This is a genomic window from Faecalispora sporosphaeroides DSM 1294, from assembly GCA_000383295.1.
Taxonomy (GTDB): domain Bacteria; phylum Bacillota; class Clostridia; order Oscillospirales; family Acutalibacteraceae; genus Faecalispora; species Faecalispora sporosphaeroides.
Genome location: KB911067.1, coordinates 76,623 through 97,656, shown reverse-complemented (window position 1 = coordinate 97,656; position 21,034 = coordinate 76,623). Strand labels below are relative to the sequence as shown.

The 21,034-nt window shown below is 56.9% G+C and carries 17 protein-coding genes; 5 read left to right on the top strand and 12 right to left on the bottom strand.

Going from position 1 to position 21,034, the window contains the following annotated elements; all coding sequences use genetic code 11:
• Positions 1-185: 185 nt before the first annotated feature.
• Positions 186-1,859 carry an FtsW/RodA/SpoVE family cell cycle protein gene (locus G340_RS0104055; RefSeq protein WP_326522317.1) on the top strand — a complete coding sequence of 558 codons (1,674 nt, stop codon included), beginning with the start codon at positions 186-188 and terminating at the stop codon, positions 1,857-1,859.
• A complete protein-coding gene (locus G340_RS0104050) occupies positions 1,856-3,235 on the top strand; it encodes a penicillin-binding transpeptidase domain-containing protein (RefSeq protein WP_020072380.1) in 1,380 nt (459 codons plus the stop codon). The genes G340_RS0104055 and G340_RS0104050 overlap by 4 nt, the downstream gene beginning before the upstream one ends.
• A gap of 268 nt (positions 3,236-3,503) precedes the next feature.
• Here G340_RS0104050 and larB read toward each other — a convergent pair whose 3' ends face one another.
• The 3 genes from larB to G340_RS0104025 all read right to left on the bottom strand — a co-directional run bounded on the left by larB (position 3,504) and on the right by G340_RS0104025 (position 6,233).
• Positions 3,504-4,277 carry a nickel pincer cofactor biosynthesis protein LarB gene (gene larB, locus G340_RS0104040; RefSeq protein ID WP_020072378.1) on the bottom strand — a complete coding sequence of 258 codons (774 nt, stop codon included), beginning with the start codon at positions 4,275-4,277 and terminating at the stop codon, positions 3,504-3,506.
• A 364-nt stretch (positions 4,278-4,641) separates the two neighbouring features.
• Positions 4,642-4,986, bottom strand: a complete 345-nt coding sequence (locus G340_RS0104030) for a DsrE family protein (RefSeq protein WP_027103854.1) — start codon at positions 4,984-4,986, stop codon at positions 4,642-4,644.
• A gap of 137 nt (positions 4,987-5,123) precedes the next feature.
• On the bottom strand, positions 5,124-6,233 hold the full coding sequence (locus tag G340_RS0104025; RefSeq protein ID WP_020072375.1) for a glycerol dehydrogenase: 1,110 nt from the start codon (positions 6,231-6,233) through the stop codon (positions 5,124-5,126).
• Positions 6,234-6,806: 573 nt separating this feature from the next.
• On the opposite strand from G340_RS0104025, the gene G340_RS0104015 reads away from it, so the two are divergent.
• Entirely contained in the window at positions 6,807-7,838 is a 1,032-nt protein-coding gene (locus tag G340_RS0104015; protein ID WP_020072373.1) for an aldo/keto reductase, read from the top strand.
• 281 nt (positions 7,839-8,119) lie between these two features.
• Here G340_RS0104015 and G340_RS0104010 read toward each other — a convergent pair whose 3' ends face one another.
• Positions 8,120-9,007, bottom strand: coding sequence for a LysR substrate-binding domain-containing protein (locus tag G340_RS0104010; protein ID WP_020072372.1), 888 nt, complete (start codon positions 9,005-9,007; stop codon positions 8,120-8,122).
• A gap of 38 nt (positions 9,008-9,045) precedes the next feature.
• A complete protein-coding gene (locus G340_RS17780) occupies positions 9,046-9,210 on the bottom strand; it encodes a hypothetical protein (RefSeq protein WP_154653089.1) in 165 nt (54 codons plus the stop codon).
• Positions 9,211-9,347: 137 nt separating this feature from the next.
• Between G340_RS17780 and G340_RS0104005 the strand changes: the two genes are divergently transcribed.
• The gene (locus G340_RS0104005) at positions 9,348-10,547 is read left to right on the top strand and encodes an MFS transporter (RefSeq protein WP_020072371.1); all 1,200 of its coding nucleotides are present in this window, start codon (positions 9,348-9,350) and stop codon (positions 10,545-10,547) included.
• A gap of 69 nt (positions 10,548-10,616) precedes the next feature.
• Complete coding sequence (locus tag G340_RS0104000; protein WP_020072370.1) at positions 10,617-11,951, top strand: acetyl-CoA hydrolase/transferase family protein; 1,335 nt, start codon at positions 10,617-10,619, stop codon at positions 11,949-11,951.
• A 184-nt stretch (positions 11,952-12,135) separates the two neighbouring features.
• Here G340_RS0104000 and rpoN read toward each other — a convergent pair whose 3' ends face one another.
• The 7 genes from rpoN to G340_RS0103965 form a co-directional block, all read right to left on the bottom strand.
• On the bottom strand, positions 12,136-13,482 hold the full coding sequence (gene rpoN, locus G340_RS0103995; RefSeq protein WP_020072369.1) for an RNA polymerase factor sigma-54: 1,347 nt from the start codon (positions 13,480-13,482) through the stop codon (positions 12,136-12,138).
• Between the two features lie 473 nt (positions 13,483-13,955).
• Positions 13,956-15,233 (bottom strand): L-cysteine desulfidase family protein, encoded by a 1,278-nt coding sequence (locus G340_RS0103990; protein ID WP_020072368.1) that lies wholly within the window; start codon positions 15,231-15,233, stop codon positions 13,956-13,958.
• 30 nt (positions 15,234-15,263) lie between these two features.
• Positions 15,264-16,223 carry an ABC transporter ATP-binding protein gene (locus G340_RS0103985; RefSeq protein ID WP_020072367.1) on the bottom strand — a complete coding sequence of 320 codons (960 nt, stop codon included), beginning with the start codon at positions 16,221-16,223 and terminating at the stop codon, positions 15,264-15,266.
• A gap of 3 nt (positions 16,224-16,226) precedes the next feature.
• Positions 16,227-17,204 (bottom strand): ABC transporter ATP-binding protein, encoded by a 978-nt coding sequence (locus G340_RS0103980; protein WP_020072366.1) that lies wholly within the window; start codon positions 17,202-17,204, stop codon positions 16,227-16,229.
• A gap of 12 nt (positions 17,205-17,216) precedes the next feature.
• Entirely contained in the window at positions 17,217-18,116 is a 900-nt protein-coding gene (locus G340_RS0103975) for an ABC transporter permease (protein WP_020072365.1), read from the bottom strand.
• Positions 18,117-18,130: 14 nt separating this feature from the next.
• The gene (nikB, locus tag G340_RS0103970; RefSeq protein ID WP_020072364.1) at positions 18,131-19,057 is read right to left on the bottom strand and encodes a nickel ABC transporter permease; all 927 of its coding nucleotides are present in this window, start codon (positions 19,055-19,057) and stop codon (positions 18,131-18,133) included.
• Between the two features lie 432 nt (positions 19,058-19,489).
• The gene (locus tag G340_RS0103965) at positions 19,490-21,031 is read right to left on the bottom strand and encodes an ABC transporter substrate-binding protein (RefSeq protein WP_020072363.1); all 1,542 of its coding nucleotides are present in this window, start codon (positions 21,029-21,031) and stop codon (positions 19,490-19,492) included.
• Between the last annotated feature and the right edge of the window lie 3 nt (positions 21,032-21,034).

The following is a 21,034-nucleotide window of genomic DNA, read 5'->3' as shown; positions in this document are numbered from 1 at the left end:
TTTCTGTTTCGTTTTTTCTCAACGGACTGAAATCGGGCAGGCCCGTGGCATAATAACCTTACACTGCCTTTATCCGCTGCCTTTTTAGGCGGCAGAGCGCCTTTCCTCCGCTTTCCGGCCATTCGGCAAAAAGGGGACGGGCATATTGGAAAAAAGAAAGGGGGATTCGCTTGCTGGCTCAGATCATGGAGTTTTTGGGGACCGCGCTGACCGTCATCCTGTTTGCGCTGCGGGTGATGATACCGCTGCTGTCTCTGGTGGTGCTGTGGCGCTGCTTTGTGTCGCTCCGCCGCGGCCGCCGGCGCGAGGATCCGGTCATTCTGCTTGAAGAAATGACGACGCATGTCAAAATTCCGGTGCTGTATTGGGAAAATTCGATGGGCCGCAGCCGCAGCTGCGACATTGTTCTGCCGGACAATACCGCCAGCCGCGACCACGCCGTGCTGATGCGCCGGGAAGCCGGCTGGCTGATTACGGATACGAATTCCAAGTCGGGGACGTTTGTCAACGGAACAAAAGCGGCGCCGACTTTGTCTGTGGTGCCGGGGGACGTGATCGCCATGGGCTCGACCGCCCTGATGCTCAAGCGGGCGAACGAGGGCGACTTTAAAAAGAAGCGCACGCTGTTCCAGTCGAATCGCCGTCTGCCTTCGCCGCTCGGGTTGATGAGCACGGTGTTTTTGATCCAGATTTTTCTCGCGGCGCAGCTCTGCTTTGGCGGGGAGGCGTTTGCCTGGCAGCCACTGATTCCGTTCGGTGCGCTGGCGGCTCTGGAATGGGGGTTATACTACTACTTGATGCGGGTGCGCAACCATGTCAGCTTTGAGCTTGAGACCATCGGCTTTCTGCTCAGCGGAATCGGAATTATGCTGCTCGCCGGTGCAGACGTAAAGCTGGCCTATACGCAGCTGGCCGCGATGGCGGGCGGGATCATTTTGTTTTGCGTGCTGATTTCCTTTATGGGCGATCTGGATCGCGTGACCAAATGGCGCCTTGCAATCGGCCTGTTCGCGGTGGCGCTGTTTGCCGTAAACCTGGCGTTCGGCGTCGCGTCCCACGGGGCGAAGAACTGGATCAGCCTTGGGCCGGTCACGGTTCAGCCGTCGGAATTTATCAAAATAGCGTTTGTGTTCGCCGGCGCTTCTACGCTCGACCGCTTGCAGACCGCCAAGAACCTGACGGAATTCCTGGTGTTTTCGGGCATCTGCATCGGCTCGCTGTTTTTGATGAAGGACTTCGGTACGGCTTCCATCTTCTTCATCACGTTTCTGCTCATTTCCTTCATGCGTTCCGGCAGCCTCAGAACGGTGATTCTGGCCTGCTCGGCCGCCGCTCTGGGCGCGTTCATGATCCTGCAGTTCAAGCCCTATATTAAGGACCGCTTCGCCGCGTGGCGGCATGTGTGGGAGTATTCGGGCGGCACCGGCTACCAGCAGACCCGCGTGCTTTCTTATGCCGCGAGCGGCGGACTGTTCGGCGCGGGGATGGGAGAGGGCTATTTGAAAAATGTCTTTGCCGGCACCAGCGATTTGATGTTCGGTATGATCTGCGAGGAGCTTGGGACGGTTCTGGCGGTGGTCGTCACGCTTTGCATCGTGATGCTTGCGCTATACACTAAGCTGGAAGCGACCCGCAGCCGTTCCACCTTTTATTCCATCGCGGCCTGCTCGGCGGCGGGCATGCTGCTGTTTCAAGCGGCGCTGAACATTTTCGGCGCGACGGACGTTCTTCCGCTGACCGGCGTCACCTTGCCGTTCCTCAGCGCGGGCGGCTCGAGCATGGTTTCCGTGTGGGGGCTGCTGGCGTTCATTAAGGCGTCGGATGAACGGACGTATGCCGCAAGGAGGAAAAGCACATGAAAACAACCGGAGGCAGAGCCGGCATCCTCTATTTGATGATTCTGGGCTTTTTTGTGGGGCTGGGTGTGTTTTTGTATGGATATGGGAAGGACGGCAGCGCGTGGGCGATGCAGCCGTTCAATAAATATGCGTCGGGCGACAGCCAGCTGACCACCGCCGGAGACGTGCTGGACCGCAGCGGCGTGGTGCTGGCCAAAAGCGAAGGCGGCAAGCGGGTGTACAGCAGCGACGAAACGATTCGCCGCGCGATGCTGCATGCCGTGGGGGACACGAATGGCTATATCTCCACCGGGGTTCAGTACCGCTACCGTTCAGAGATTGGCGGATACAATCCCATCACGGGGCTGACCTCGCCCACGGGCAAGCGCCTGGGCAGCGACATTACGCTCACGCTCTCCAGCGAGCTTTCCAAAACCGCGTACAATAAGCTCGACGGCCGCCGCGGCGCGGTGGCGATGTACAACTACAAAACGGGTGAAATGCTGGTGATGGTCAGCACGCCCGATTTTGACCCCTCCAATGTGCCCAAGGATATCGACACGAGTTCCAAATTTGAGGGGGCGTACCTGAACAAGGTGCTTTCCGCAAGCTATACGCCCGGCTCCATCTTCAAAATCGTGACGACCGCCGCCGCAATTGAAACCCTTTCGGATTGGGACACCAAAACCTTTATCTGCAAAGGCAGCACGACGATCAACGGCAACAAGATCACCTGCGACGGCGTTCACGGTAAGGTGAATATCAAGCAGGCGCTGGCAAAATCCTGCAATGTGGCGTTTGCGCAGCTCGCCGTGGAGCTTGGCGAGGAGAAAATGACCGCCGAGGCCAACACCATGGGCTTTAACCGCAGCTTTTCTGTGGATGGAATCGACACCTCGAAAAGCAAGTATGACGTCAAAGGGGCGGAGAAGCAGGCGCTGGCCTGGTCGGGCATCGGCCAGCACACCGACATGACGAACCCTTACCACATGATGCTGCTGATGGGCGCCATTGCAAACGGCGGCACGCCGGTGCAGCCCTATTTCATCAAGCAGATTAAAAACGGCCTGGGAATTGTGCAGCAGCAAGGGAAAACGCAGCCTGGTACCCAGCTTGTCACCCCTTCAACCGCTCAAACGCTCGGGCAGCTCATGCGCTACAATGTGACCAGCGACTACGGCGACAACATGTTCCCCGGCATGAGCGTGTGCGCCAAAACCGGCACGGCAGAGGTTGGCGGCGGCAAGAAGCCGAACGGCTGGATGATCGGTTTTTCGTCCGACCCCGCAACGCCCTACGCCTTCGCCGTTGTGGTGGAAGAGGGCAACTACGGGCGCACCTCCGCCGGGCCGATCGCCAAGGCGATTATGACGCAGGCGAAAAAGCTGGGTCTGTAAAGGGAAAATGCTTTACGGATTTAAAATGTTTTTCCATTGAAAAGGAACCGCAGACCAATGGTCTGCGGTTCCTTTTCAATGGAGGCGTTTTCCGCCATTCAAATGCTTCTCGCCTCTTTTTATGAATACCATGTAGATTCTCGAAGCTTGAAGGGCCGGGCGTTCACATCGCTCCGCGGATAAAAGGAAGAACCGCCAAAACGCCAGCCTGTGCAACGGCGGCCCTTTTGCCGCGCATTCTGAAATATTGTCGAATCAGTTTCAGGGTTCAAGGGGTACTTTTGCGTGCAGGTTCTCCCATATGATTGATTTGACTGGCCAGATACCCGGCCCCAAAGCCATTGTCGATGTTGACCACGCTCACGCCGGAGGCGCAGGAGTTCAGCATGGATAACAGTGCCGCGATTCCCCCGAAGCTTGCCCCGTACCCCACGCTGGTGGGCACGGCGATCACCGGGCAGTCGACCAGCCCGCCAATCACGCTTGCGAGGGCTCCCTCCATGCCCGCCACCGCAATTACCACCCGGGCGGTCATCAGGGGCTCCAGGCTGCCGAGCAGCCGGTGCAGCCCGGCCACCCCCACGTCGTAGACCCGCGTCACGGAGTTCCCCAGAGCTTCCGCCGTAAGGGCGGCTTCCTCCGCTACGCCAATGTCGCTTGTGCCGCCGGTGGCCACCACGATGGAGCCGAGTTTTTCTGTTTCTTCGGGGAATGCAACGGCCAGCTTTGCCAGTGGCTCGTAGGTGAGTTCCGCGTCTTTCGCAATCAAATCCGCGGTTTCCTGCGGGACGCGGGTGACGAGGATGTTTCTGTGGCCACGCGCCCGAAGCGCCGCCAGAATCCCGGCAATTTGTTCCGGCGTTTTCGACTGCCCGTAAATCACCTCCGGCACCCCCTGGCGCAGGCCGCGGTGATGGTCCACCTTGGCATAGCCCAAATCCTCGAAGGGCGCGAGCTTGAGCTGAAGCAAAGCGTCCTGTGGCCGAACGGTTCCGTCAGCTACATGATTCAGCAGAGACAGAACGTCTCTTTCCGTATCCATAAAGGGTTCCTCCTCAATTGCCAATAAAAAGGGCATGCCTTAAAAAGGCATACCTTCAGTTACGATGCTTCCATAAGATTCCGCGCATACTGCGAAGGGCGAATTTGACACACGGCGCGGCTTCCTTTTGCGTCGAATACACAGGCCCTTCAAAGCCGGGCAGGGGCCTTTCGGGCCCCGGCGTGAGTTCCTGGTGTTTTAATGATATCAACTGCTCTGCCCCGTGGTCAAGTGGTGATGCGCAGGCAGGGAAGAGGCTGCTGCGCGGGTATCGGGCCGTTTTCAAGTGAACGGATGGCCTTGCCCGGCGAATGGACGCCCAAACTTACTGTCTCCTTCCTGTTTCACATCAGCAGGGTGAACCTCACGGCTTAATATAGGCGTAGCCCTCCCGCTGCCGCAGAGCCAGCTCCAGAACACCCGCGGGCACCACTTCGGCAAACGGCACAAGCTCCTGCGGGCGGATGCCGAAGCTGTTCAGGGAAAGATTACATGCCGCAAAATGAACCCCTCGCTCCGCCAGCTCCTGCATCGCCGGCAGAGCGGAGCCCGCGGATTGGGGAACCAACTCGCGCACCGCCTCCGCGTTGGCTACGATTCTGATATCAGACCCCGGTGTGTCCGCCACTTGCACCAGGTGGGAGGCGTTTTTGAGCATCAGCTCCCATTTGGCGGATTCATCAATGTGAAAAACAACGTTGACATTCATTGGATTTCCCCCTTCCACAAAACAGAAATGCCGTTCGCCGAGGGGTGGCACCGCTTTCGCCCGGTATAGAATATAGCCAAAAGGCAGACGCACCGATTGATACATCTGCCTTTCCTCCGCCGGGTTACGGGCCGCCGTTACGCCTTTGCGCGCTGCTCCTTGTAGTAGCGGCCAAACGCGTCCGCGCCGATAATCGCGTCGCATACCATCTGCGGGGTGACGGCAAACGGCATGTTGCCCATGGTGTCGTTCGGCGCGCAGGCCAGCTCGGCCACCTGCATCAGCTGATCGCGGTCGACCTTCTGAATCCCAAGGTCAGACAGCGTGGTCGGCAGGCCGATATCCAGGCAGAAGCCGTAAACCTCGTCCAGCTCCGCTTTGCTCGCGTTTTCCAGCACCAGCTGAGAAAGCGTGCCGATCGCGACTTTCTCGCCGTGGTAGTAATGATGGGTTTCTTCAATCGCGGTAAAGCCGTTGTGAATCGCGTGGGCGGCGGCGATGCCGCAGCTTTCAAACCCGATGCCGGAAAGGTAGGTGTTTGCTTCCACAATGGTTTCCAGCGCCTTGCTGCACGAGCCGGCTTTTACGGAGAGCATGGCCTTCTGACCGTCTGCCAGCAGCGTGTCGTAGCACAGCCGTGCAATCGCCATGGAGGTGACGGTAGATTTTCCGCCTAGGAAGTTCAGGCTGTCGGACTGCTTGCAGGCGCGGGCCTCGAAATAAGTAGCCAAAGCGTCGCCCATGCCGGAGACAAGCAGTCTTGCGGGCGCTTTGCTGATAATATCGATATCGACCAGCACAATGTTGGGGCTTTTCGGCAGGAACAGGTATTCCTCGAACACGCCGTCGTCTGTGTAAATGACAGACAGCGCGCTGCAGGGGGCGTCTGTTGCGGCAATCGTGGGAACAATTACAACCGGGGAATCGGTATAGTGGGCAACCGCCTTGGCCGTGTCGTGAATTTTGCCGCCGCCGATGCCGACGATCACGTCGCTTCCAGACGCTTCATAGGACTTGATCAAACGGTTGATCTCGGTGCGGCTGCATTCTCCGCCGAATACTTCGTAGGTCAGAGGGGTATTATGCTCTTTTGCGCTTTCCGCAATCGGTGCTTCCACGCGCTTTTTTCCGGATGCGCTAACCAGAATAAAAGGCGCCTTACCAACGCGTTCCACGTGCTTGCAAAGCTCCTTTAAAACTCCTCTGCCCTGAATGTAACGTTCCGGGCTGCCGATAATATTTGCCATAAAAAAGCCTCCTTTATTTTGGTTTGCCAGAAAAATATCAATCTGCTTTCCTTTATTTTACTCTCGTCAGTAATGAATGTCAATATGAAAGGAAATAGGCTGAAAAATATGAATAATTGCCAAATAAAGGGTGTGAAATGAAAACATACTTGTCAGGAGATTTCAGCAGGTTTTACGGACGGAAGGTTGGTGGGTGTGTTATAATAACCTCACGCCGCAAGCCAAGGCAAAGCCTTGGGCGGCTGAGAGAGCATTGAAACAGGATGATATGGTTGAGGGAACGACTTTATATGGTTGGGGCGATTTTGTGCCTGTTATCCTGTTATAATAACCTCACGCCGCAAGCCAAGGCAAAGCCTTGGGCGGCTGAGAGAGCATTGAAACAGGATGATATGGTTGAGGGAACGACTTTATATGGTTGGGGCGATTTTGTGCCTGTTATCCTGTTATAATAACCTCACGCCGCAAGCCAAGGCAAAGCCTTGGGCGGATGAGAGAGCATTGAAAGCAGGATCTGCCCTTGTAGGATAAGAGGCTTTTTCAAAGACCGCAAAGCAGACAGGAGGTTTGAGAATGGATGTTGTCACACTGGGGAAAACGGGAATCACTGTGAATAAAAACGGATTCGGGGCCCTGCCGATCCAGCGCATTTCAAAAGACGAAGCCGTTCATTTGCTCCGAAAGGCGTATGACCACGGGATTCGTTTTTTCGATACCGCCCGTTTTTATACAGACAGCGAGGAGAAGATCGGCTGCGCGCTCCACGATGTTCGGGAGCAGGTTTTTATTTCGTCCAAGACCATGTGTCAACGGACGCAGGATTTCTGGGATCAGCTGCGGGCCAGCCTGCATGATCTGAATACGGAATATCTGGATTTGTACCAGTTCCACAATCCCGCCTTCTGTCCCAGGCCCGGTGACGGCAGCGGGCTGTACGAAGCGATGCTCGAGGCCAGGGAGAAAGGGCTGATCCGCCACATCGGCATTACGAACCACCGGCTTTCCGTGGCGCACGAGGCGATTGAGTCGGGCCTTTATGAAACGCTGCAATTTCCGTTCAGCTACCTTTCCACAGAAAAGGAGATGGAGCTGGTGCGGCTGTGTCGGGAGCACCGGATGGGCTTTATCGCGATGAAGGGGCTGTCCGGCGGACTGATTACGAATTCCGCCGCAGCCTATGCGTTTCTGGCGCAGTTTGACAACGTGCTGCCGATCTGGGGCGTGCAGAAGGAATCGGAGCTGGACGAATTTCTTTCTTATATTGATACCCCTCCGGTTTTGAATGAAGAACTCTCTGCGGTGATTGAAAAGGACCGCAGGGAGCTGGCCGGGGACTTCTGCCGCGGGTGCGGCTACTGCATGCCGTGCCCACAGGCAATTGAGATTCCAACCTGCGCCAGAATGTCGCTGCTGATTCGCCGCGCGCCGCTTTCGGTTTACCTCAATGAAGAGAACCAGCGGAAGATGGCCCGCATTCACAGCTGCATCCACTGCAACCGCTGTCGCAGCCATTGTCCCTATGAACTGGATACTCCGGCTCTGCTGGAAGAAAACCTGCGGGATTACGAGGATTTTCTGGAAAAGAGAAAGGCTTCCGGCTGCTGATCACCCATCCATCACTTACCGCAAAACAAATTTGCGGTTGCAAATTGCACAGCAACCGCATTACGACAAACAAGAGAATGCGCCTTGATCTGGCAGAACACGGATCAAGGCGCATTTTTGTACTGTTTTTCGGCAGGTGAACTTTGCACCGGCGATTTTTGCCGCGGCGATCGATGCTCTTTTACGGTTGGGGAAGCGGAGCGTGCTGCGGCCGCGTTTACCGCGGGGGAATACCGGCACGGGTCATGCGCGGTGCGGTTCCAAAGGGCGATTTCAGGCCTTTATGAGGGCCACTGCTCTTTTCCGCACAGCTTCAAAAAGCGCTGCATGGGAACGGTGAGAAATTTGTTCGTGCGGTAAATGACAGAGAGCGCCCAGGGAAACTCCGGGTTTTTCAGGTGAAGCTGATGTACGCGGTCGCTGTAAACCTTATCGACAAGGGGCTTTGGCAAAATGCTGATGCCCTGATCGTTTGCGACCATTTCCAGCAGCAAATCCCACTGGGAGCTTTCAAAAACAATGTTCGGGGTAAAGCCCGCGGTCTTGCAGCGCTCCAGCACAAGGTCGTGATACATATAATCCGGCGTGACCATGAGAAAACGCTCCGGCTCCAGCTCCCGGAACTCCACACACCGCCTTGCGGCGAGCGGGTGCTGCTTTGAAACCAGCAGCACGGCTTCCGAAGAATAAACGGTTTGGCGGAAGAACTTGCTGTCTGAAAACGGCTCGATCACCACCCCCAGATCAAGCGATCCCTCGTCCACAAGGTCGCGCACCGCTTTGGAGGTGATTTCCGTAATCTTCAAATCGGTTTCCGGATAGGCTTCCCGAAATTGATACAGCAGGGAAGAAAAGTAGATGAGCCCGGCCGTGGGGGGAAGGCCCAGCGTCAGCGTGCTGTTCGCGCAGTGCAGGTGCCGGTACAGCTCCTGCGTCTGCGTGTGGTAATACTCCAGCAGTTTGGTTGCGTACTCGTAAAATACCAGGCCGTCCTCTGTGATCTGCAGGTCTTTTGTGCGGCGATTGATGAATTCTACCTGAAACTCCTTCTCCAATGCACGAATGGCTTTGCTCAAAGTAGATTGGCTGACAAAAAGCTTTTCGGCCGCCTTTGTAAAATGATGCTGCTTTACCACTTCGACATAATAGGCCAGCTGGATCATAGTCATTGGGGAATCTCCTCCTCACTCATCGGTCTCTGCCTCTATTATACCGTAAAAATGTTCAGCTTCAATCCCATTCTTTTTTCGGTTAGGGAACAAAAAGCGCTGCCGGCTGCCAACCTGCGCTCCAAAGGACGTTTTTGTGGGAATTCATAGTTCTTTTGCACAAGAAACACCTGAAAATGTATAGTTGCATGAATCGGTTTCATGGCGGTATGAAAAACATGTATTTCTCTTTTCTCATCCCCCATGCTATGATAACGGCGGAAAATGCTTTGGCCGAAGCAGGAGGGTAACATAATTTCACAGCTTGTGTGTCTGCACACAATCGAAAGGGGAATCCTTTATGGAAGAGCAAAGGATAAAAATCTCTTCAGGCAGGGCCGTACTGATTGAAACGATTATGTTTTTTACTTACGCGTTTTTTGCGGTCAACTGGATCGCCGGCAGTACGCTTACGCCGCAGATCATGGATTATTTTAAGCTCAAGACATTTGCTTCGGCAACGTTTATCTCCAACGCCATTACCATTGCAAAAATCGTCGGCAACTTTCTGGCCGCCGGCATTCTGATCAAGCTGTTCCCCAAAAAGGCGATCGGGCTGGGCTCCGGGCTTATCGTCGCCGGCAGCGTGCTGGCGGTGCTGGCGCCGCAGTATTGGATCTTTGTTTTGGGCCGCTTTTTCATGGGCTTTGGCGGCGCGCTGTATGTGGTGTATTTCAGCCCGGTGGTCATCCACTATTTTGCCCCTGAAAAGCGCCCGACCGTAAATGCACTCAACGGTGTGGCATACAACGTAGGCGGAATCATCGCAATGCTGATCGTCGGCCCGGTCATCCGCTGGCTGGAAACCTGGCAGTACAGCATGGCGTTTTTCGCGGCGGTCAGCGGCGTGCTGTTCCTTGCGTGGCCCGCCGTGGGGCAGGATTTTGAGCTGAACCGTTCTTCCGGCACCGTGGCCGAAAAGTACACGGCGGGGGATGCGCTGAAGGACAAGTTCAATTGGTTCTTTCCGCTCACCTATTCCGGGCTGCTCACCTTTTATATTGTACTGCTCAATATTTTTCCCATCTCCGGCACAACCGCAATCAACTCCAAAACGCTTAGCATGCTTGTGGCGTTCGGCGGCGTAGCCGGCTCCATTCTGGCGATTCTGCTGGCCAGGGTATTTTTCAGGCGCCTGCCCGTAATCCGCTGGAGCGGCCTGGCCATGACCCTGTTCGGCGTGCTGATGTTCCATACCGACAACGGCACGCTCTCTATGGTAGCCGCGTTTGCCATCGGTGTGTTTATGTTCCTGCCGATCACCTCTCTGGTGATGATTCCGCAGGAGCTGCCGAACATGACCCCCGCCAAGCTGACCACCATTATGGGCCTGTTCTGGGCGCTGTCCTATATCATTGAATCGGTGGTCTATTATCTGATCGGCGTCGTGATCGACAAATCCGGCTATTCCGCCGGACTGACCATCGCGCTGGTGATGAGCGCAACCTTCTTCCTCGGCTCGTTCCTTCTGCCGGAAACCGGCCGTGCGTCTAAAAAATAAAAGCATTTATCTGGCGGCGACGGCTGCGGGGAGTGACTGCGCAGTCCGCCGCCCGAAAGGAGTTATCTTATGAAAGCATTCGAGCAACTGTACCGTGAAAAGAAGATGACCGCCAATCAGGCACTGGAGCTGATTCGGGACGGCGACTATATGTTCTCCGCTCAGGCGGCCGGTGAGCCCCAGGCCCTCCTCGAAAACCTGCAGCACCTGAAAGAAACCGGCGTGAAGGATACCATTCTGAATACATGCCTGCCCCTGAAATATTACGAGGCGTTCAAAGACCCTGAACTGCAGGGGATTCTGTCACATAACGGCTGGTTTTTCAGCGCCGGCCTGCGCGACGCGCAAAAGAAAAAGCTGGTGAGCCACATGCCGCAGAGCTCTACCTCCATTCTGCGTAAAACCCTTGACCGCATTGCCTTCGAGGGCCGCCGGCCGGTTGTGCTGGCTACCGTATCCCCCATGGATCAGCACGGCTACATGTCGCTTTCCGTCAGCGCCATTTACGAGCGTGACCTCATCAACAAAGGGGCGCTCGCCATTGTTGAGGTGAACCCCCATTTTCCGCGCACTTTTGGCGACACCCAGGTTCACATTTCCGAAGTGGCGGCGGTCGTAGAGTCCGACCGGCCCATCCCCATCGCCCAGCTTGCCCCCTACACCGAGACGGACGCCGCGATCGGCAGGCAGATCGCCTCTTTGATAGAGGACGGTTCCACGATTCAGCTCGGCATCGGCAATATTCCCAATGCGGTGGCGGCGGAGCTGAAGACAAAGCGCCATTTGGGCATTCATACCGAGATGTTTACGGAAACAATGGTGGATCTGATTGAGTGCGGAGCGGTAGACAATTCGCAGAAGGGTTTGCTTAACGGATACTCGGTCTGCTCTTTCACAATGGGCAGCCAGCGGCTGTACGACTACATCGACAATAATCCTTCCGTTCTGTTCAAATCCTGCACCTTCACCAACGACCCGTATACCATTGGCAGAAACAACCGGTTCGTTTCCATAAACGCCACGCTGGAGGTCGACCTCACCGGCCAGTGCGCCTCCGAAACCGTTGGGCATACCCAGTGGTCGGGTACGGGCGGGCAGTCGGAAACAGTGCAGGGGGCCCAGATGTCCCCCGGGGGCAAGTCGATTATCGCCATGCATTCCACCTATACCACAACAGACGCCGACGGCAAAAAGGAACTTCATTCCAAGATTGTGCCGTTTCTGCATGAGGGCGCGGTTGTCACCACCTCCCGCAACGACACGGACTATGTGGTGACCGAATACGGCGTTGCCTGGCTGCGGGGATTGAACGTGAGACGGCGCGCGGAAGCACTGATCAACATTGCGCACCCCGATTTTCGCGAGGAGCTGCGCCGACAGGCCGAAATCAACGGGATCTGGTAATTCCTGCCAGAAACGCTTCCCCTGCGCCCGATGAGTGTGGAGCAGGCGCAAACAACAAAAAAAACTCCCGCCAGGCGCGGGAGTTTTTTTTGACGGTAACGATACGGTGTGCGGCTGTGAAGGAGGAACGGACGGCCCAGGCGGGCAAAGCCTGTTCCCCAAAGGGCTCCGTGTACCGCTGCAATCAGCCGAAATACCGGCGCTGATCGGAGTTGGGGATGCCCATTTCCCCCCGGTATTTTGCAATCGTTCTGCGGGAAATATGGATTCCCCGTTTTTCCAGCTCGGCGACCAGAGAAAGGTCGCTGTAAGGCGCGGTTTTATCCTCCTCCGCGATCAAATCCCGAATCTGTTCCCGAACGGCGTCCAGAGAAGGCCCGCCGGCCTTTTTCTGCTCGCTGCCGCCCGTCACGAACAAGTCCTTCATCCGCACGGAGCCGTACTGGAACTGCAGGTATTTTCCGCGGATGGCGCGGCTGACGGTCGAAGGGTGAATCTGCAGCGCCTCGGCCACCTGCTGCATCGTCATAGAGGTCAGCCCGCCCTGATTCAGAAAATAGGGCTGCTGCCGGGCGATGATCTCTTTGGTGATATTCAGAATCGTCGTGCGGCGCTGCTCCACACAGCGCAGCAGAAAGCGCGCCCGTTCCAGATGATTGCGAAAATAGGCGTTCAGCTCGCTGTCGGCGGAACTTTTCATCATGTGGATATAATACTGGTTCAGCTGATACCGGCCCATCCATTTGTCGTTGATGGAAACCTCCCACTCGTCGTTCTTGCGCCGAACCAGAATATCGGGGACAATGTATTCCGTCTGTGTTTCCTGCGCGTTCATAATGGGGCGGGGGTTCAGCTTGCCGATTTGCAGCAGATACTTGCGCACGGCGGCGGTGCTCAAATGCAAGGAGCGCGACACATTGCTGATTTGCCCCTTTAGAATATCGGGAAGGTGCTCCCGCACGATCGTCAGCAAAATCGGGTCCTCGCAGCCCTGGTGCTCCAGCTGCCGCAGCAGGCATTCCGAAAGATCCTTCGAGAAAATGCCGATCGGCTCCAGCTGCTTTAAATCTTTCAGGCAGCGCTGTATCGTCGATTCGGAGCAGCGGGCCAAAAGCGCGATTTCGCCCGTATCCCACGGGAAAAAGCCGGAGTCGTCGAGGCAGTCGATCAGCAGGGGGAACAAGCGCCATTCCTCGGCGGAATAGCGGTCGCGGCTCAGCTGCATCAAAATCTCTTTTTTCAGCACGTCGGCAGGCACGGAGGGAATATCGTTCCTGCGCGGCTCGTCCTCCTCCTCTCCGTAGGGTGTGCCCTGCGGGAAGGAGGAGCTGGTTTCGTACAGCGTATCGATATTGGTGAAAAAGTCATCCCGCTGGGAGCCGGTATGCTCCAGCATGGGATTTTCCGCGTACTCGTTTGCCAGCAGATCGTCAAGCTCCTGATTATTGCAGGCCAATATCTGCAAGGATTGCAGCTGCTTTTGAGAAAGAATCTGCCGCTGTTCCAGTGTAAGCTCATTGCCAAAGTCCATACATCGATCCCCCCTTCCTGTCTTAATCCGACAAAAAAACACAAAATCAACAATTTTTTTTGCAATTTTTATTATACAGTAGTTTGGCCGGAAGTCAAATGGATTTTAAAGTAAAAAGTTGCCATCGGTTGTTTTCAAAGAAAAAAAGCGTATGTAAAAAATGGAGAGGCTGCTTTTGGCAGGATGAACATGGGATCAATGCATTCGACAAACAGAAAAAACGGCAGAGAATCCTGTGGGAAGGGTCTCTGCCGTGTTTGCTTTTGCACTACGAGATCGTTTTGTAGCGCACGGAGAACCGCCGCTGATCGCCAATGCGTACCGGAGGGTGCCGCCAAAATCGCAGCCGAAAGCCCGAACGGTTTTTAAGTGAATTGCCGACATCGATCGTTATGCGGAACGACCGGCCATTTTGCCTGAGTGCCGGTCATTTTTAAAATGCCGCCTGCGGTACGCGGGCTCCGGGGGCAGCATCAGTTGCCGAGCATCATATTCAGAATCTCTACGTCTGTGGAGCGCATCCCTTCGCGTCCCATCCGGCCCACATTGGCGATCGTGTCCTCCACGTTTTCCTCCACCAGCCCTTCTCCGGGCTGGAACCCCCGCCGCTTGCTGGCCATTTGCCACCCGGTGAGCGCGGCTGTAACCGACGCCGCAATCTTCGCCGCGCAGCTCGATTTCGCCCCGTCGCAGACAATGCCGCCCGCGGTGCAGATTGTGTTGGTGATCGTCTGGCTGATCTCATCGTAGCCGCCGCCGTTCATATAGGCAATCCCGCAGGCAGACCCGGCGGCGGCGCTCACTGCACCGCAGTAGGCGGAAAGGCTGCCGATATACTTTTTCTGATGAATGCTGACAAGATTCGCGACGCACAAAGCGGCGTACATTTTTTCTTTTGGAATCTGGTATCGCCTGGCGTAAGCGACAACGGGCATCGTGATCGTGATTCCCTGATTGCCGCTGCCGCTGTTGATGACCACCGGCAGGGAACAGCCGCTCATGCGGGCGTCGCTTCCCGCGGCGGCGGCCGCGGCGGCGATCACCTTAATGTCCTCCTCGCGGCTGTTTTCCACGAGCGTACGGCCCACCTGAGCCCCCCACGGGTCTTTCAGCCCTTCCTCCGAAATGGCGGTGTTGTAGGCGATCTGCCGCCCGATCGTTTCTTCAATGTCCTCCATGCGAACGCAGTCCGCGAATTCGAGGATATTCTTCAGGCTTAGAAGGCTCTTGTCGCCGTTTTTGGCAGTTTCGGTCTCGCTTTGCTCGTCCTTGGCGTACAGCACCGCGCCGTCCTTTTTTATTTTTGTAATATGGTTGTGGTAGTCCTTAATCTCCACCTCCGCGCTGTGGCCCTGTGCGCTCACCGAGATGAGGATGTAAAGGTTCTCCACGCCCTCCGCCAGCTCGCAGGTGCAAAAGTCCTGCGCCAGCAGGCGGCGCACGGTTTCCACATCCTCCTCCGTCACGCTTTCCAGAACGGCCAGCTCCTGCGAAGCGTCGCCGCCCACAATGCCGAGGGCCGCGGCGGCGTCCATGCCGCGCATTCCCTGCGACTTCGGCACAACGACGCCCTTTACGTTTTTAATGATGTTTCCGCTGCACCGAACCACACAGCGCTCCGGCATTTGGCCCAGCACTTCCCGGGCTTTGGCCGCGGCAAAGGCGATGGCGATCGGTTCGGTACAGCCCAGCGCGACAATCAGCTCGCTTTTCAGAATGGCGAGGTGGTTTTCGTATAATTCTGGATCCATATGCATCCCTCTTTTCCAGTGGTGCACGGGTCACTGCTGGCATAAACAGCAGGCCACGTAATGTTCGCCGCCCAAATGCCTGAGCGCCGGCACACCCTCGGTGCAGCGGTCGCAGGCATAGGGGCAGCGGGGGGCGAAGCGGCATGTCTGCGGCGGATTGATGGGGGAGGAGATCTCCCCTGTGAGCGGCTGCATTTCGGTGCGCTTTTTCAGGCTCGGCACCGGGATCGCCGACAGCAGCGCTTTGGTGTAAGGGTGCTGCGGATGCTCAAACAGCTCGATTGCGGGCGCTTTTTCCACCACCTGGCCCAGATACATCACCGCGATTTCATCCGCCAGATGGTTGACGACCGAAAGGTTGTGGGTGATGAAAATATACGTCAGGTGCAGCTGCTCCTGCAAATCCTGCATCAGGTTCAGAATCTGCGCCTGAATGGAGACATCCAGTGCTGAAACCGGCTCGTCGCAGACGATGAAGCTGGGCTGCAGCACGAGCGCGCGGGCAATGCCGACGCGCTGCCGGCGGCCGCCGTCCAGCTCGTGCGGGTAGCTGTTGACCAGGCGTTCCGCAAGGCCCACGGTCTCCATGATACGCTGCACGCGCTTCTCGCAGTCTGCCGAGCTGGAACAGAGCCTGTGCAGCCGGAGCGGCTCCGCGATGATATCGCTGATCGTCATGCGCGGGTTCAGCGAGGAGTAGGGGTCCTGAAAGATGATCTGCATCTTTTGGCGCATCCGGCGCATTTCGTCTTTGCTCAGCCGCAGAATGTCGCGGCCCTCAAAGAGCACTTCGCCGGAGGTGGGCTCGATCAGCCGCAGAATGGAGCGCCCGGTGGTGGATTTTCCGCAGCCGCTTTCGCCCACAATGCCGAGCGTTTTTCCGCGCTGGATGCAAAAGGAGACGTCGTCCACCGCATGCAGCATTCCCTTGGGTGTTTTAAAGTATTTCTTCAGGTTGCGCACCTCAAGAATCGGATGTTCTTCTGCCATGCTTTATTCCTCCTTTTGGCGCAGAATGCAGGCGACGGAATGCGTGTCGCTCAGCGATATGCTGGCGGGCAGCGCTTTGCCGCACTCCTCCACCGCGTAGCTGCAGCGGGGGGCAAAGGGACACCCGGGCGGCAGGTCGGTCGGGTCGGGCATCAGGCCGGGGATCGGGATCAGCCGGCGGGCGCGGGCGTCGATATTTGGAATTGAGTGAAACAGCCCCTCCGTATAGGGATGCGCCGTATGCTCGTAAATATCCTCCAGCGTGCCGTGCTCCACCACCCGGCCGGCATACATGACGGAAACCTCGTCGCACACCTCGGCCACGATGCCCAGGTCGTGCGTGATCATCAGCATCGACATGTCGTATTTTGACTTGAGCTCCTTCATCAGCTTTAGCACCTGGGCCTGAATGGTCACGTCCAGCGCCGTGGTGGGCTCGTCCGCAATCAGCAGCTTCGGGTTGCAGGCCAGCGCCATCGCGATCACGACGCGCTGCTTCATCCCGCCGGAGAACTGGTGGGGGTAATCGCGCCCGCGCAAAGCGGGAATACCCACCAGCTCGAGCATTTCTCCTGCTCTTTTCTCGGCCTCCTGCCGGCTGATGCGCTCATGCAGAATGTAAACCTCCGCAATCTGTTCGCCCACGGGCAGCACGGGGTCCAGGCTGGTCATGGGGTCCTGAAAGATCATGCTGACAAGGCTGCCGCGCATTTTCTCCAGCTGGTGCTTGCCCGCGGCGAGAATGTCCTCGCCGTCCAGCGTGATGCTCCCGTCGGTGATTACGCCGGGCGGGTCCGGAATCAGGCGCAGGATGGAGAGTGCGGTGGTCGTTTTTCCGGCGCCGGTTTCGCCCACCAGGCCGAGCGTTTTGCCGCGCTCAATCTGTAAGCTCATGCCGTTGACCGCCTTTACGACGCCGTCGTCGGTGCGGAACTCAACGCTCAGGTTCTGAATGTCCAGTAATATGTTGTGGTTGTTCATGGCAATACCTCTTTAACGTTTGAGCTTCGGATCCAGTGCGTCGCGCAGGCCGTCCCCCAAAAGGTTCAGCGACAGGATCGTGATCATGATCAGAAGGCCGGGGATGATGACGATGTGGGGCGCGTCACGGATGTAGGCGCGCCCGCTGGCCAGCATGGCGCCCCATTCGGGGGCGGGGGCCTGAATGCCGAGCGAAATAAAGCTCAGCGAAGCGGTGGAAAGAATCGCGGTCGCCACGCGCAGCGTTGCCTGAACGATGATGGGGGAAAGACAGTTCGGCATAATGTGGCGGAGGATGATGTGATCGTTTTTGGCGCCGATCGCTCTCGCAGCCTCCACAAACTCCTGATCCTTCACGCTCAGAACAGAGGCGCGTACGATCCGGGCAAAGGTGGGCATGCTGGCAAGGCCGATGGCGATCATCAGGTTCAGCATGCTCGAGCCCAGCGCAGCCACAATCATAATGGCCAGCAGCAAAATCGGGATCGACAGGAAAATATCCATAATGCGCATGATGACGTTGTCGACCGTGCCGCCGAAATAACCGGCGATTGCCCCGAGAATTCCGCCCGTCACCAGCGCGATGCAAACGGCGACCACCCCGACCAGAAGGCTGATTCGGGCGCCGTGTACCAGGCGGGCGAAGATGTCGCGGCCAAACTCGTCGGTTCCGGCCCAATGCTCTGCGCTGGGCCCCTGCAGGCGCTCGACGACATTTTGCTTGATGGCCACGGTGTTGTAATCGGCAATCTGGTTTGCAAAGACGGCGACAATAATCAGAATCGAAACAATGACAAGGCCGAACATCGCCAGCCGGTTGCGGCGCATTCTGCGCCAGATTTCCGTCATCTGGCTGCGCTTGCGCTTTTTAAGCTGCTCTTTTTCGGTCGCCGCGGCAGTGGAATTTTTCATGCTGGGCCCTCCTTTCAGCGGTACTGGGATTTGATCCGGGGATCGATGTATGCGTACAGAATATCGACGAACAGGTTCACCAGGCTGAACACGACGGCAAAGGTGATCAGGCACCCCAGCACAACGGGTTCGTCTTTTTTGTTGATGGAATTGATCATCAGCATGCCGACGCCCGGCAGCGAAAACACGGTTTCGTTGACCACCGCGCCGCCCAGCAGCGTGCCGATCTGCAGGCCGATCACCGTGATGACGGGGATCAGCGCGTTGCGCAGGGCGTGCCGCAGAATCACCCGCTGCTCGTTCGCGCCCTTGGCGCGCACCGTGCGGATATAGTCCTGCCGGATCACCTCCAGCATGCTTGAGCGCGTGGTGCGCATAAAGTTTGCCGTTGCCCCCACGCCCAGGGTGACGGCGGGCAGAATGTAGCCCTGCCACGAGGTGGCGCCGCCGCTGGGCAGCCAGCCGAGCTGCAGCGCGAACACCAGAATCAGCATCAGCCCCAGCCAGAAGTTCGGCATGGCGACGCCGGTCAAAGCCAGCAGGGTACTGATGTTGTCCAGAATGGAATACTGCTTTGTCGCCGAGATGATCCCCAGCGGAATCCCGATGAGCACAGCCACCAGAACGCCGGCAAACGCCAGGGTAAAGGTGGTGGGCATGCGGGAGAGAATTTCTGAAAATACCGGTTTGCCGGTGGTGTAGCTGTTGCCCATATCGCCGTGCAGCATGCCGGCCATGTAATCCACATACTGCTGCAATACCGGCTTGTTCAGCCCCAGCTCCTCCCGAATCTGCGCGACGGTCGCTTCGTCCGCTTCCGCCCCGGCCACAACGCGCGCGGGGTCACCCGGCGTCATCTTTAGAACCATGAAAACCAATAGCGATACGCCGATGACGACGGGAATCATCATCAGGATGCGCTTGAAGATATACTTATGCACGGCACTCCCTCACTTTTGTTTTGAATCCACAGGCGTGTACTACTGATGCGGATCGGCTTTGTATACGGAACAAGCTTCAAAACGGAACCGTTTTGAAGCACACAGGGAACTGCAGCCGGCACAGCCGGCAGTTTGTCGCCGTTCACAGTCATCAGTACCCAAAAGGCGCGCTGCGGGCATCGCAGCCTGAAAACCGGGCGGTTTTCAGGTGGATTGACCATATCGCCGCACAGCGCCCGATTTCCGAGCAGGCGCTGCCGGCAAGAGAATTTGCAGCAGCGCCCCACTCGGACTCTTGCTATTTCAACAGGACTTCTTGTACGAATGCTCCGCCGAACAAAGAGAATGGCTTTTCCGGTTTTCCCCGTTCCAGGCGGGGGAGGAGCCGCCTTTCGTCTGTTTTACAAAAGCTTCGCATCAGGAGGAAAGTCCTTATTCGTAGGAAAGCTGATCAAACACGTCGTTGCCCAGCGGGTGCGGCGTGTAGCCCGAAAGACCGCTGCGGATGCCGACAAGGTTCGGCACGCAGTACAGGGGAACCCAAACGGCCTGCTCGGTCAGCGTTTTCTGCAGCTCGGCGTAAATCTTCATTCTGGCGTCGGCGTTTGTTTCCACACGGGCGGCTTCCAGCTTCTGGTCCACTTCGGGAATATTGGTGAACGAACGGTTGCCCGAGGAAGCGGGAACCTTGGAGTTGAAGAGCATGTACAGGCTGGTGTCGGGGTCGCCGGTAGTGTTGTTGTAGCTCATGATAAACATCTTGTAGTCGCCGTTGTTGATCTGTTCGAGCATCGCGGTGGATTCCGCCGTGTCGATGGTGACATTGATTCCCACGTCGGCCAGGTTTGCCTGGATGAGCTGGGCCTCCGTATTGCGGGTATCGCCCGAAACGAGGATGGTGGTTTCAAAGCCGTTCTTATAGCCGGCCTGCCCAAGCAGCTCCTTCGCCTTTTCGGGGTTGTAGTCGTAATGGGCGACGTCGTCGGTGTAACCGTTGATCTGCTTGTTCATCACCGAGTCGGTTACCTCGCCGTAGCCGGCGGTTGCCACTGTGTTGAGCGATTTGCGGTCGATCGCGTAGTTGATTGCCTGGCGGACAAGCGCGTTGTCAAACGGCTTTTCCTTCTGGTTCATAGAGACATATTCGATCTTGGGGCTCATGCTGGTCACGAGCTTTACGCTGTCTTCCTCGCTGATCCTCTTTGCGTCGGAGGCCGCCACCGTCAGGTTCAGGTCGACCTCGCCGGTTTCCAGCGCGATGGTGCGGGCCGAACCCTCGCTCATCAGCTTAAAGGTGAGAGAGGTGGGCTTTACCGTTCCCGCGAAATAATCCGCGTTTTTCTCCAGAATAATCTTGTCGCCGGAATCCCATTTCACAAACTTGAACGGGCCGGTGCCGATCGGAGAAGCGGAAAACTTATCGCCCGCCGCTTCCGCCGCCTTCTGGCTGACGATGGAGTTGGCGGTGTGACACAGGTTGGACATCAGCGGCGCATAGGGAATGCTCGTCTTAATGGTGACGGTGTAGTCGTCGTCCGCCGTCACAGAGGCAATGTTGGCGGTAAAGGTCTTTACCTTTGCACTCTTCTGGGCGCGCTCAATGCTGTAAACGACGTCGCTGGCCTTCATCTCATCGCCGTTGTGGAACTTCACGCCGTGCCTGAGCTTGAAGGTGACCGAGGTGTCGGAGGTGAATTCCCAGCTTTCCGCCAGATCGCCCACGATCTCCATTTTGTCGTTCAGCTTGACAAGGCCGTTGTACAGCTGGCGCATGACGTTCAGGGAGTTGCCGTCCCAGCCGCCCTGAGGGTCGAGTGTGACCGCCTCGGCGGCCGTGGCGATGACCAGATCTGTTTTTCCTTTGCCGGATTCCGATGCGGCTGCCGCGCCGGACGCGCTGCCGGAAGAGCTGCCGCAGGCAGTGGCGCCGAGGAGCATCGCAAAGGTTAAGAGCATTGCTAAAATTCGTTTCATAAC

Coding starts and splice junctions, on each gene's coding strand:
- G340_RS0104050 (WP_020072380.1), top strand. CDS start 1,856: ATGAAAACAACCGGAGGCAGAGCCGGCATCCTCTATTTGATGATTCTG.
- G340_RS0103990 (WP_020072368.1), bottom strand. CDS start 15,233: ATGGATCCAGAATTATACGAAAACCACCTCGCCATTCTGAAAAGCGAG.
- G340_RS17780 (WP_154653089.1), bottom strand. CDS start 9,210: ATGAAACCGATTCATGCAACTATACATTTTCAGGTGTTTCTTGTGCAA.
- G340_RS0104005 (WP_020072371.1), top strand. CDS start 9,348: ATGGAAGAGCAAAGGATAAAAATCTCTTCAGGCAGGGCCGTACTGATT.
- G340_RS0104055 (WP_326522317.1), top strand. CDS start 186: ATGGAGTTTTTGGGGACCGCGCTGACCGTCATCCTGTTTGCGCTGCGG.
- G340_RS0103965 (WP_020072363.1), bottom strand. CDS start 21,031: ATGAAACGAATTTTAGCAATGCTCTTAACCTTTGCGATGCTCCTCGGC.
- G340_RS0104015 (WP_020072373.1), top strand. CDS start 6,807: ATGGATGTTGTCACACTGGGGAAAACGGGAATCACTGTGAATAAAAAC.
- G340_RS0104030 (WP_027103854.1), bottom strand. CDS start 4,986: ATGAATGTCAACGTTGTTTTTCACATTGATGAATCCGCCAAATGGGAG.
- G340_RS0104010 (WP_020072372.1), bottom strand. CDS start 9,007: ATGACTATGATCCAGCTGGCCTATTATGTCGAAGTGGTAAAGCAGCAT.
- G340_RS0104025 (WP_020072375.1), bottom strand. CDS start 6,233: ATGGCAAATATTATCGGCAGCCCGGAACGTTACATTCAGGGCAGAGGA.
- G340_RS0103985 (WP_020072367.1), bottom strand. CDS start 16,223: ATGGCAGAAGAACATCCGATTCTTGAGGTGCGCAACCTGAAGAAATAC.
- G340_RS0103980 (WP_020072366.1), bottom strand. CDS start 17,204: ATGAACAACCACAACATATTACTGGACATTCAGAACCTGAGCGTTGAG.
- larB (WP_020072378.1), bottom strand. CDS start 4,277: ATGGATACGGAAAGAGACGTTCTGTCTCTGCTGAATCATGTAGCTGAC.
- rpoN (WP_020072369.1), bottom strand. CDS start 13,482: ATGGACTTTGGCAATGAGCTTACACTGGAACAGCGGCAGATTCTTTCT.
- G340_RS0103975 (WP_020072365.1), bottom strand. CDS start 18,116: ATGAAAAATTCCACTGCCGCGGCGACCGAAAAAGAGCAGCTTAAAAAG.
- G340_RS0104000 (WP_020072370.1), top strand. CDS start 10,617: ATGAAAGCATTCGAGCAACTGTACCGTGAAAAGAAGATGACCGCCAAT.